An 11,599-nucleotide genomic window follows, 5' to 3' on the forward strand; every position below is an offset into this window, starting at 1 on the left:
CCCATGCCGCTGCGGCACCCCCTTGACTTCTTCCGTCCCCGGGACGACGACGACCAGCCGCGCACGGTGACGTACTACGCCCCCCGCCGGCGGCCGGTCGACCCGCGGGAGGTCCCCGCCGACGACCAGGACCAGGACGTCCGCCAGGTCGTCGGGGGCCAGCTCCCCGCCGGGTTCGACTGGGCGCCGCGGCCCCCGCTCCTGACCCTGATCGACGGCGGCGACCCGACCGCCCCGGGCCTCGACGAGATCGAGGCCGGCCACCGGGTCCGCGCGGCGATCGCCCGGTGGGGGGTGAGCGCGGCATGAGCACCGATCAGGCCGAAGCCGCGGCCCCCGCCGTCGAGGAGGCGCCGGCCGCCGAGGCGAAGACCACCCCGAAGCGGGACGTCGACGACTTCCTGGCGGACCTGGACGACGTCCTGGCGACGTCGGCCGCGCCGACGATCCCGGCCCCGGCCACGGAGCAGGTCCCGGACGCTGCGGCGACGATGCCGGACGTCGATCTGGACCTGGACGTGGTGGAACCGGAGCCCGAGGCGCCGGCCGCGCCCGCCCCGGCGCCCGAGCCGACCCCGGCCCCACACGCGGACTGGTGGAACGACGTCTACAAGGACGACCGGGCGGACCAGGACACGTTCACCGGGAACGCGCCCAGCGCGCCCGTGGCGGCCCCCGCGCCGCCGCGGCCCGACTATGCCCCGGACGTTCCGGCCGCCGCCGCGCCCGCGCCCGCCGAGGACGACGACCAGGACCAGGTCGCCGTCGAAGCCGAGGACGCCGACGACGAGGAGCCCGCGCCGAAGCGGCGCCGGTGGTCGCTGCGGAAGCCGGGCCAGGACACCGCGGACGACGAGGCCGACGACGACGAGGAAGACGACGACGCCCCGGCGAAGGCCCCGAAGGTCCAGAAGACCAAGGGGAGCGGCGGCGGCCAGTCGGCGGCCGGTAAGGAGTTCAAGGCCGCCGCCCAGGCTGCCACCAGCGGGTTCCTTCACTCCCAGCGCGGCGGGAAGGCCGTGTTCGCCGCGTCCGCGTTCGGCCTGGGCTGGGGCCTCCACCTGGACGACCGGGTCACGGACCTGATGGTCCACGCCCACCAGTACGCGATCCCCATCACCGGGTGCGCGCTCCTCGGCGGCCTGGTGTGCCTGGCCACCGGCACGAAGGGCGGTGCCGCGATCTTCGTCGGGTCGCTCGGCCTGATCACCGCCCTGACCATGGTCGACCCCGCCCGCGTCGTCGGTGGCGGCGTGGCCCTGGGGTGCTTCACCGCGTACCGCTTCCTCCGCCGGTGGCTCGGCAACTACGGCGACCAGTGGCCGTGGAAGGCCGTCACGTGGTTCGCGTTCGTCCCCACCGCGGCGTCCACCGTCGCGGTCCTCCTGTACGGCACCAACTAGAGAGATAGGCAGATCACAGACATGGGCCAGATTTTCGGGGCGATCGGCTTCACCGGTGGCGCGGTCGCTATGACGGCGCTCTTGATCGTGGGCGCGATGGGGAAGTGGAAGATCAAGCTGTCCCATGAGGGCGTGATCGGGGTCGCCTTCATCACGGGGCAGTTGTACGCGTCGGCCGGCGAAACCTTCGCGTTCGTGGGCGACATGAGCGGCGGTCTGTCCCAGGCGATCCAGAACAGCTTCGGGTCCGGGGCCTCCTTCGGCGCCGGCGCGGTCGCCATTGTGATGTGCATCCTCCTGTACGGCCTGAAGCCGTCGAAGTTCAGGAACGGGCTCTTGGCGCTCATGCTGCCCGCGATGTTCACCGCGGCCGGCGGGATCTTCGCCATCGTCACGCACGTGATCAGCAACCTGACTGGAACGGTGGTGGCCTGATGGCGGTGAACCTGGTCAAGCCCGACCCGGGCGGCGACGACGAGGACCTGGCGGACGTCGTCGAGCTGGTGGCCGTCGACGGCCTGGTGGACGACGAGGGCGTGGCGGCGGAGCAGCCGTCACGCCCTCGGGCGTTGGTGGCCCAGCTCCTCGAGTCCCTGGAGCGCCACGCGGACACCCCGCGGGCGCCCGGGCGGTCCATGACGCTGCCGGACCTGTCCGCGTATCACGCGTTCGACCGCCGCGGCCTGGTCGCCGTACGGACCGGGTCGGTGATCCTGCTCCGCGGGACCTGGACCCTGACGCGCCGCGGCTGGGTGCTGGTCGTCACCGGCGTACGCAAGGCGAGGGGGAAGGGGTCGAAGTCGGCCACGAAGCCGTCGTCCGGCGGGGACACTGAGGGGGCCGCGAAGGCGAAGGGGCGCGGCGGGAAGTCGGCCCCGGCGAAGGGGACCGGCGGGAAGTCGGCCCCCGCGAAGAAGTCGAAGGGGGGCAAGAAGGCCCCGGCGAAGTCGGAGATCGGCACCGGGAACCTGATCGTGGGCGGCGGTCTCCTCGTCGGCCTGGGCGCCATGTTCGTGGTCAAGAACGTGGTGCCGGCCGTGGGCGGCGCGGCGACGGCGGTAGGGGACTGGGTGGCCGACCACCCCGTGGACCTGATCCGCGGCGGGGCCGGGTTCTTGATCGTTTTCGTGGTGGTCGCCTGGTTCGTCGGGGCGGTCGCCATGTCTGGCGAAGATCACGAAACGGAAGATCACGACGGGGGAGCGGACGAGGAGACCGCGGAAGCGGAATCCCCCGGTGATCACGAAGAGGGTCAGGGGAGCGGGGAAGTGGAAGCCGAAAAGGCCGGTGGGGAAGTGGCGCATCCGTCCCCCGAAGAGGTCGCCGCGGCGGAGCGGATCAAGGTGTACGACTGGGTCCGGGGGAGCATCAAAACGCGGGGGAATGGCACCGCTGTTCACCTCCGGGAACTGGCCCTGGACACCCTCCCCGAGGGGGGCGACATGCGGTCGGAAATCGGCCGGGTGAGGGCCCTCCTGGCGGCCCACCAGATCACCGTCCGGGACGGCGTGAAGGCCCCCGCCTCGGACGTCGACGGGGCCACCCGTAACCGGCCCGGAGTGCACCGCTCAGACCTTCCCCAGTCCTTCACTCCCCTGCCGTCCCAGGGGTCGAACCTGGTCCACCTACTTCCGGTAGGTCAGCCCTCTGACCTGCAATAACTACCGCCGACCTACCGGCCGCCTACTCGACGAGTAGGCGGCCTACCGGTCCACCAGCGGACGTTCCGGGCCCCGGTCCGGAGCGTGCGCCGGCCGACCGGCCGACCGAAGAAGGGAGCGGACCGACGTGTCCATGTTCTGGTGCCCCACGTGCAAGTGCGCGTACCCGCACGGCCCCGAGGGGCCGGCCGTCGCGCTCGAAGCGCACACCGAAGCACGGCACGACGGGGACCGCTCCCCCGAAGGCGGCGTACGACCGATCACTGGCCGCCAGGTGGTGATCGCGTTCGTGGCCCTGGTCGTCCTGGCCTGGGCGGCGCGCGCCTTCGGATTCGGGCAGTAGCACTCCCTAACCGGAAGGAACCGACCGTGGCGAGCAGCAACGCCCCGACGGGTAAACGGAATCTGACACTGGCCGCCCGGGGTGGTGGTCAGTCGTGACGGTGTTCATGTCCGACGTGGCCCACGACCGGGCCGACATGCGGCACGGGTACCCGCGCAACCGCACGGACCGGACCGCGTCCTTCGCTCTGTTCACGCCGCTGGGCGACGACGACCAGCCGGTGGTCGACCAACCGGCGGTCCAGGTCGCCGGCCGGACGCGGATCACGACCCGCTGGATCGGCTCGAAGGCCGCCGACCCGGACCTGGCCAACCATGCCGTGGTCACCGTCGACGACCGCACGAAGTCCCGCGAACTCCTGTCGTGGATGCGGTGGCGCATCGAGACGTGGGAGCACCACGGCGCCGACCCGGCGACCGGCTGGACCTGGACGTCCACGTACGCGGTCGCCGTCGACGGTGCCCTGTCGACGCCGTACTGGGTGGAGCTCGAAGGCGTGTCGGTGGCGGTGGCCGCCGGGTACGGCGAATCACGGTCCGGGGTCGAGGCCCCGGCCTGGATCACCCAGCAGTGGACGCCGCCCGCTCCACCGGCGGAGGCGGCGGCGGGTCATCCGTCTTCGGACGCCCCAGGTTCGCCGTGATCCGGAGGACACGACCGACGCACCCGCCCACCGGGCCGACCGGCTGGGCGGATTGGACGACCACCTGACGGCCGTCCAGCACATCGCAGCACGACACCGCGTACTCGAGTAGCGCGGCGTCCCAGGCCCCATCTGCCGCGGCGTTCGTCCGCTCCTGGCAGGTGGGGCCGTCCTCTCCCCCGGTCGGGACGCACCGGTACACGCCGAGTTCGATCGTGATCCGCCACCGCGTCGCCGGCACCGCGCACGACGAGCCGAAGCCCTTCCGCGGCTGGGCCGGGTTGGCGATGTTGTCGCGCTGGACTTCGCGGACCCAGGCCACGCCCTGGCCCGGGCGCTGCTCCCCGTCTTCGGGGTCGCACTCGCAGTCGCACCGGTCCATGGGCGGCCGGTGGTCGCCCTCGAACCACATACAGCAGCAGGCCGGCCGCCCGGCGTCGACGAGGACGCGGCACAGGCACGACGCCAGTCCGACCATGAGTTCTTCCAGGGTCTTGTCGCCCTGCGTGGGGGGTGTCATCGGCAGTCCGGCCCGTTGTAGAAGCGGTGGGTAGGAAGGTCCGGGGTCGTCACGGTCGGGACGGACCGGTGGCCGTACGGGTTCACGAGGCCCAGCCAGTCGTCGACGGAGTCGAGGCCGGTCCCCTGGCGCGGCCAGTCGGTCAGGATCTCGTACGTGACGCCCTCGCGCTGAACGGACCGGACGCGGCCGGGGAGCGCGCACTTACGGCCGCACAGGTTCTTGAACAGCTCGCACGCCAGGACGGACACCGCGCGGAGCGCGTCCGGGTCGTCCTCGGGGTTCCGGCCGCGGAGGTACCGGACGCTGAACGTCCCGGGCTCGGTGTCCGGCTGGGTCATGTCCTGGCAGTCGGGCCAGCACAGGCCGGCGCCGCGGCGGACCAGCTCCCCCGCGGCGTTCACGAAGTAGGTCGCCGGGTCGACCAGGTCACCGTCGATCTTGACGGCCACCACGGAGTCGACGGGGCCGGGGAGCGCGAGCTTGCAGACGGACCCGCACGCGCAGTCCTCGGCGCAGCCACAGGCCCGGTTGAACATCTTCCCGCCCCAGACGTACGGGTCCAGGACGCCGCCGGCGTACGGCGACTGGAGCGGCCACCGGTCCCACGGGTCCGACCCGGTCCCCGGGCCGCATGGCTGGTTGCACGGTCGTAGTACCTCCTCGCACAGGCCCCAGCGTCCGGCGGTCAGGCGGCGGAGCCGGTCCGAGGCGATCCGGACCGCGCGGGCGGCGCGGTCCTTGTCGGCCTGGGGTGCGTCGTCGCCGGGCCAGTCCGGGCAGCACTCCGGGTCGACCGGCCACGGGAGGCACCGGCACGGGGCGTCCGCGGTCATCTGGCGGCCCCGGACGGGGTGGTGGTGGTCATGGTCGGGGCCTCCTCGTGGGGGCGCCCCCGGGCCCCGGTGTGGGTCCGGGGCCGGGGGGCGCCAGTCGGGTTACGCGGTGGTCGTGCCGGTCGCGGTGGTGGCGGCGGACGTACCGCCGTCGCCGGTGGCGACCACTTCCACCTCGTATTCGGTGGACGGCTCCAGGCCGGTCAGGGCCAGGGTCCGGTCCGCCGCGGCGGCGGCCAGGGGCTCGGACCAGGTGCCGGTGTCCGCCGGGGTGCGGTAGCGGACGGCGAAGCCGGTCGCGTCGCCGTCCGTGGCGCCGGTGCCCTTCGTCCAGGTCCAGTTCACCGTCAGGCCGTCCGCGGTCGGGTCCACGGCCTCGACCGTGGCCGGCGCCGCCGGCGGGTTCACCTCGGCCGCGGACGTCGTGCCCGTGCCCAGGGCCGGGTCCGACTTCGCGCCGGGGGCGACCGCGACCACTTCCAGTTCGTATTCGGTGCCCGCGGTCAGGCCGGTGATCGGCAGTTCCCGCGCCGCCGCGCCGGCGGTCTGGACCGCCGACCACGTCCCGGTCCCGGCCGGGGTGCGGTACCGGACCTCGAAGCCGGTCGCGGCCGGGCCGTCGCCCTGGGCCCAGGTCCACGTCGCCGTCAGGCCGGTGGGCGTGGGGTTCGAGCCGGTGACCGCGGTCGGCGCGGCCGGCGGCGTCGCCGGGGTGCCGGTCACGGTGACGACCTGGCGCGTGGTGTACGACGCCTTGTCGTCGCGCTTGGCCACGACGGTGTACCGGTTCGGGCCCGGGTAGTCGTGGATCAGCGTCGCCGTGCCGGACTCGTCGACGGTGACCTGGTTCGACTTCCCGTCGCCCCACGTGATGGTCGCGGTGCCGGACGCCTGGGACGGGAGCGTGACCACGGCCGACACCCGGTACGGGAACTCATCCGTGGGCGTCGGCGTCACTTCCAGTTCCGGCCGGTCGGGCGGGAGCGGGATCGTGACGGTCTTCGTCGCGCACACGGCGGCATCCTGCTTGTCGCACACCGTGATCGTGTAGTCCTGGGGCGGCGTCTCGGGCGCGTACTTGTGCTCTACGGTGCGCAGGTCCGCGACCTCCTGGGGCGGCGTCCCGTCGCCCCAGTCGACCATGACCGGGCCAAGCCCGGCGTTGTCGACGCGGAGCCGAACCGTGTTGCGCGGGTCCTCGGTGGCCACACCCTCGACGAACAGCGTCGCCGGGTCCGGGACGGGCCGCGGGACGTCCTGGCAGTCGCAATCCATCTCCGGGGGCGCCACGGTGGTGACGATCACGCCCATGGGCTCGTCGGGGTTCAGCGGGACGGCGAGCGGCGCGGGGACGCCGTTCACGATCTCGACGTTGTACGGGCCGCGGCCCCAGCGGGAACCGTTGCGGGTCTTGCCGGTGGTCACGAAGTTGATCGAGTCCTCACCGCCGATGGTGATCTCACCGGGCGTTCCGCCGGCGATCCACGGCAGCGGGATGTACACCCAGGCGCCCGATCCCTCCTCGCCGGTGCACGCGTCGGCGGCGCCCTCGACCTGGGCCCAGACCTCCACGGCGTAGCCGCGGGAGCAGTCGACGGAGTTCGACGCGTAGTACCCGATCACCTCGCCTTCGTCGTTGCGGCGGAGGCGGTACGTCGGGTTGATCATCTCGAACGCGGCGAAGTTGATCGCACACCACGTGATCTCGACGGTCCACCACTTGACGGTGTCGCAGCCGGGCCGGCTGTAGCAGTTGCGGCCCGCGAAGTTGACCTGGCTCTTTTCCTCGCCCTCCTCCACTTCGGGGGTGAGCTTGATCGACACCAGGCCGTCCGTCACGACGGCGTTGCACTCGCCGTACACGGGTCGGCCGCACGCGTCCACGCGCGTGATTCTGATCCGGTCGCCTTCAACGATCGTGGGACAGATCGCCATCTGGGGGTCTCCTTACGCCTGGGCGGTCTGGCCGCTCACGGAGTGGTGGGGGCGGGGGTACAGGGGCACGGGGCGGCCTGGATCGCCATAGCCAGACAGTCCGCGGTGATGACGTAGGTCCGTTCAGCGATCGCGCCGCGGCGGTTGGTCTTCACGTCGAACGCCTCGTGGCTGAACACCTCGCTACGGCGGTACACCGGCTGACCGGTGGCGAGCAGCCACCAGCCGTTCGCGGGCGCCGCGGCGCCGGCCGGGCCGGTCTGGTCCTTGTAGCCGGCGGCCGGGATGACGATCGAGCCGTACGGGGTCCGCAGGACGTTGCGGTCCACCGTGACGATCTGGAGCTGGGCCAGGTGGACCAGGGCGCGGATCGGTACGTGGATGAAGACCTGGCCCGCGTAGCGGACCGCGGCTTCCTCCTCCAGGTAGCCGATCGCGTCGTCCAGGCCGACGACGTCGCCGGGGTGGAGCTCCACCAGGTCTTCGCGGGCCATCTGCATGGCCCAGAACCGTTGTTCCACCTGGAGGTCTTCACCGCGGGCCAGAGCCGCTTCGGCTTCGGCCGGCGCCGGGAACACCGGGGACTGGCAGTCCACCCCGGACGTGATGGTGAACGGGGCGCCCTCGACCCGGGTCGGGTCGAAGCGCTGGACCTCCTTGTCCCAGTCCTCGACTTCGCCGGCCTCGTTGGTCGGTGGGCACCAGCCGTCCACGTAGCCGGTACGCAGGTTGCAGTTCGACGACCAGTAGTCGACGCCCCGTTCCCAGCGGCCGTCCGCGTCGCCGGGCGCCTCGGGGATGGACCCCAGCAGCGTGTACCGGCGGGGCGTGACGACGGGGGCCTGTACGGGCGTACGCGGTACGAACACGGTCGGCGGCGTGGTCATGGGGTGCGGCCTCCTGGCAGCCGTAGGGGGCGGGCCCCCGCCCGGCGCGCGGCGGCGCGGGGCGGGGGTGCCAGGGGTCGGTTACTTCTTGTTCGACGAGGCGCGGAGCGCGGCGGGCTCGGCGGCCGTGGTCGATCCGGTCGCGGTCGCCGCGGCGGACTTCGTGCCACCGCCGCCGGTGGCCACCACCTCGACTTCGTACTCCGTGCCGGCGGTCAGGCCGGACAGGGTGGCGGTCCGCGCCGAGGCACTGACCGACCGCGGGGCGGACCAGGTGCCGGACCCGGCCGGGGTGCGGTAACGGACCTCGAAGCCGGTCGCGTCGCCGTCCGTGGCGCCGGTGCCCTTCGCCCACTCCCAGGTGACGTCCAGGGTGTTGGCGGTCGGGTTCTCGACGGCCACGGCGGTGGCGGCGGCCGGCGGGTTCGGCGGGGTGGGCGGGGTGCACTCGATGACTTCCTGGCCGCCGGACACGCCGTTGGGGCACAGGGGGATGTCGTACAGGTACTTCAGGCCGCACCTGGACGTGAGGCACCACATGTCCTCAATGAACATGCGGACGCGCTTGTTCTTCTGGAGGTTCGCGCGGTCGTACACGGCGTCGAGCTGCACGGACGGGCCTTGGATCGCCGTGAAGGACCCGGCCTGGTACAGCAGGATCTGAACCGATCCGGGCCACTGGGTCGGGACGACGTCGCCGCCGATCGGGGACGTCGGGTCCACGCCGGCGTCCTGGAACTCCCACACGTACTGGAGCCGGATTCCGCGGGCGGCCAGCCACCGGTCCACGTCGGCGTCGGTGACGCTCCACCGGTCCTGGATCGCGTTCTTCTTGGACAGGTCCGCGCGGAGCACGGCGCGCAGCCACACGGGCGCGATGCCCTCGAAGGTCGTGTTCCGGGCGAGCCGCTTCCGGGCCCGGAGGTGCTCCACCTGGAGTTCGAGGAACGAGAGGATCGACTCGAACAGGCCGGGGCCGTGGGCGCGGAGCTGGTCCACGCTGATGACGGTGGAGCCGCCAGAGTCGGCCGTCGTCAGGTCCAACATCTTCTTGATGCGCTTCGCGTTCAGGCCGCGGCGGTAGATGTTCAGGCCCTGGGCGATCGCGCGCTGGATCTGGGAGTCATCGACCCTGCTCAACAGGATGTTGTCGATGATGCAGAACGAGCAGGCGTCGAGGATGCACTGGTCCCAGCCGTCCGCACACGGGATCTCGACACACGGCTTCTCGAACGCGGCGCCGCCCATGTCGGCCTGCGTGAAGCAGAACGGCGTGTCCTTGAACAGGTCCGCATAGTCGGGGGTGTGGGGCCACATGACCCCGCCCTTCGTGGTCGTGATGGTGGGGAGGTCCACCATCCCTTCCAGCGTCGCTTCGAGCGGGCAAAGCTGGTTGATGATCTCCATCGGGGAGCACCAGGCGTAGCCGAAGCCGGTCACGTCGGGCGCGGCCTGGACGCCGAGGCCGGGCGCCGGCGTCGACGCGGTCAGGGTGCCGGACGCCTGGCCCTGGAGCGCGGCGACGAGCGAGCCGCCCGGAAGAAGCCGTTCGTTGGCGACGTCGTCCAGCTTGTGCCAGTCGGCCATCTCGTTTTCGATCAGGGTCCGCGGGTCCACGGTGCGGTTGAACGTGGCGATCCCGGCGCGCCCGCCGCCCTGGCCGTGGCGGGACAGGCTCTGGAACTTCGCCGCGGCGGCGGACACCAGGGCGCCCATGCTCGGGAGTTCCTGACCGCTGAAGAACCCGGGGATATCCGAGCTGGCCACCATGCTGTAGCGCTCGGGCTGAATCCCCTGGTTCGCGGGAAGGACCGTGCCTTCGTGGACCTTCCGCGCGCCGGCGCGGTCGGTGTTCGGACGGACGCCGCCCAGCGGGGTACGGCCCTTCGGCTTCGAGCCGCCGGACGCCGCGACGACCGCGGCCGTGTCGGTGCCGGCACCGTCACCGGCCGGGGCGCCGCCGCCGTCACCGTCACCGGACGCCGCGGGCGCGGCCGGGGTGGCGGCCGGCGCGGGCTCGGCGTCGGGGGCGCGGGTCGCCTTGATCTTCTCCGCCAGGGCGGCGGCCGTCGCCTTGCGGGCCTCTGCGGCGCGCGCCTGCTCGATCTGCTCGGCGCGGTCGTTGATGCCCTCGGAGACCTCGGCCAGGGTGCCGAGGTATTCCACCTGCTCGTCGGTGATCTCGTCGTCCGGGTTGACCGCGGTCGACTTCTGGCGGACACCCTCCGCCAGGTCCGCCAGGTCCACGTCGTCTTCGGCGACGGCCGCCGCGATGATGGTCCGCCGCTGGTCGGCGGCGTCGTCGGCGTCGGCCGCGACCTCCCGGAGCTTCGCCAGAAGGTCGTCAAGGTGCTTCGCCACTGGTGGGGCCTTTCTGTGCAGCGTGAACTACACGCCAGGCCCAGACAGCCATCAGCGGATGAAACCAGCATATACAGGACAATCAGCCGTACGAAGGGTCGGGCACGCCCGCCGTCCCCCGCCGGCATGACGGAGGCCCGCGGCGGGGAGCGATCCGCGCGCGGGCCTCCGGGTTCACGGGGCGATCACGCCAGGGGAAGCCCGCTTTCCCGGTCGACCTTCTGGGCCCGGCCCCCCAGGACCTTCACGGCGCCGTCCGCTTCCTCCTGGGTGTTGTAGTCGGTGTACCCGTCGCCCGGCCCGTACGTCGGCTTGTCGACGGCCCAGTGACGGAACTTCACGTTCGTGGACGACGTGTTGTACGAGTACGGCGACGCACTGGACGGCGGCGGCACCGCCGCCGTCACGGTCACATTCCGGCTTCGGCCGGACCCACAGTTGCAACCCACCAGGGGCCTCCTTACTTCATCCTCGCTTCGGCCTTCTTGGCCTCCCACTGCGCGACCGCCTGGCACGCCTGGGCACGGGTCTTGCCGGTCACCTTCTGGACCCCGGGGAAGTTCAGGCCGTCCGGGTTCGCACAGGCTTTCTTCACCACGTTGACCGCGGTAGCGATCGCCCGGGACTCGTCCATCCCCTTCTTCTTCAGGTGGTCCGCGATGCGACGGACGTATGCCGGAAGGTGGCCGGTGCCGGTCTGCTGGACCCAGTTCTTCCCGGCCGCCGTGACCGTGCCGGCGTCGCCGTCCGCCGCCGCGGCGTCCCCCTCGACCGGAGCCGGGGCCGCCGCGGCGACGATCGCCTTCATGTCCCGTTCGACGGTGGCCAGGTCCTCGTCGCTGGGGTCCTCCGCGACGGCGACGGCCGCGACCAGGGCGGCCAGGTCCTCGTCCAGCTCCGCCAGGTCCTCGTCGACGGCCGCGGCGTCGACGACCGCCTGGGCCTCCTCGACCACGGCCTGGTCCGCCGCCCCGGCGTTGCAGCCGCACCCGCCGGCCTCGGTGCGCGCG

At 72.2% G+C, this 11,599-nt stretch carries 11 protein-coding genes and 1 pseudogene; 6 read left to right on the top strand and 6 right to left on the bottom strand.

The annotated features are described in order from the left end of the window. Nucleotides 1-3: 3 nt before the first annotated feature. From ACIBPC_RS31440 to ACIBPC_RS31465, 6 genes are all read left to right on the top strand, one after another. Nucleotides 4-309, top strand: a complete 306-nt coding sequence (locus tag ACIBPC_RS31440; RefSeq protein WP_398849418.1) for a hypothetical protein — start codon at nucleotides 4-6, stop codon at nucleotides 307-309. Then, nucleotides 306-1,403, top strand: a complete 1,098-nt coding sequence (locus ACIBPC_RS31445) for a hypothetical protein (protein ID WP_398849420.1) — start codon at nucleotides 306-308, stop codon at nucleotides 1,401-1,403. Before ACIBPC_RS31440 ends, ACIBPC_RS31445 begins: the two co-directional genes overlap by 4 nt. A 21-nt stretch (nucleotides 1,404-1,424) precedes the next feature. Beyond that, a complete protein-coding gene (locus tag ACIBPC_RS31450) occupies nucleotides 1,425-1,838 on the top strand; it encodes a hypothetical protein (protein ID WP_398849421.1) in 414 nt (137 codons plus the stop codon). Continuing rightward, nucleotides 1,838-3,064 carry a hypothetical protein gene (locus tag ACIBPC_RS31455; protein ID WP_398849423.1) on the top strand — a complete coding sequence of 409 codons (1,227 nt, stop codon included), beginning with the start codon at nucleotides 1,838-1,840 and terminating at the stop codon, nucleotides 3,062-3,064. Before ACIBPC_RS31450 ends, ACIBPC_RS31455 begins: the two co-directional genes overlap by 1 nt. A gap of 133 nt (nucleotides 3,065-3,197) precedes the next feature. Beyond that, a complete protein-coding gene (locus tag ACIBPC_RS31460; protein ID WP_398849435.1) occupies nucleotides 3,198-3,407 on the top strand; it encodes a hypothetical protein in 210 nt (69 codons plus the stop codon). A gap of 94 nt (nucleotides 3,408-3,501) precedes the next feature. Then, the gene (locus ACIBPC_RS31465) at nucleotides 3,502-4,050 is read left to right on the top strand and encodes a hypothetical protein (protein WP_398849425.1); all 549 of its coding nucleotides are present in this window, start codon (nucleotides 3,502-3,504) and stop codon (nucleotides 4,048-4,050) included. 516 nt (nucleotides 4,051-4,566) lie between these two features. Here ACIBPC_RS31465 and ACIBPC_RS31470 read toward each other — a convergent pair. The 6 genes and pseudogenes from ACIBPC_RS31470 to ACIBPC_RS31495 form a co-directional block, all read right to left on the bottom strand. Then, a complete protein-coding gene (locus ACIBPC_RS31470) occupies nucleotides 4,567-5,406 on the bottom strand; it encodes a hypothetical protein (RefSeq protein ID WP_398849426.1) in 840 nt (279 codons plus the stop codon). 102 nt (nucleotides 5,407-5,508) lie between these two features. Next, nucleotides 5,509-7,341: a fibronectin type III domain-containing protein gene (locus tag ACIBPC_RS31475; RefSeq protein WP_398849428.1), complete on the bottom strand. Its 1,833-nt coding sequence runs from the start codon at nucleotides 7,339-7,341 to the stop codon at nucleotides 5,509-5,511. Between the two features lie 35 nt (nucleotides 7,342-7,376). Then, on the bottom strand, nucleotides 7,377-8,228 hold the full coding sequence (locus ACIBPC_RS31480) for a hypothetical protein (protein WP_398849430.1): 852 nt from the start codon (nucleotides 8,226-8,228) through the stop codon (nucleotides 7,377-7,379). An 81-nt stretch (nucleotides 8,229-8,309) separates the two neighbouring features. Beyond that, complete coding sequence (locus tag ACIBPC_RS31485) at nucleotides 8,310-10,589, bottom strand: major capsid protein (RefSeq protein ID WP_398849432.1); 2,280 nt, start codon at nucleotides 10,587-10,589, stop codon at nucleotides 8,310-8,312. A 185-nt stretch (nucleotides 10,590-10,774) separates the two neighbouring features. Further along, nucleotides 10,775-11,002 (bottom strand): hypothetical protein, encoded by a 228-nt coding sequence (locus ACIBPC_RS31490; RefSeq protein ID WP_398849433.1) that lies wholly within the window; start codon nucleotides 11,000-11,002, stop codon nucleotides 10,775-10,777. Between the two features lie 47 nt (nucleotides 11,003-11,049). Continuing rightward, nucleotides 11,050-11,599 (bottom strand): annotated as a pseudogene (locus ACIBPC_RS31495) (hypothetical protein); the annotation flags it as partial.

This window comes from Streptomyces sp. NPDC049879 (genome assembly GCF_044461265.1).
Classification (GTDB): Bacteria; Actinomycetota; Actinomycetes; order Streptomycetales; family Streptomycetaceae; genus Streptomyces.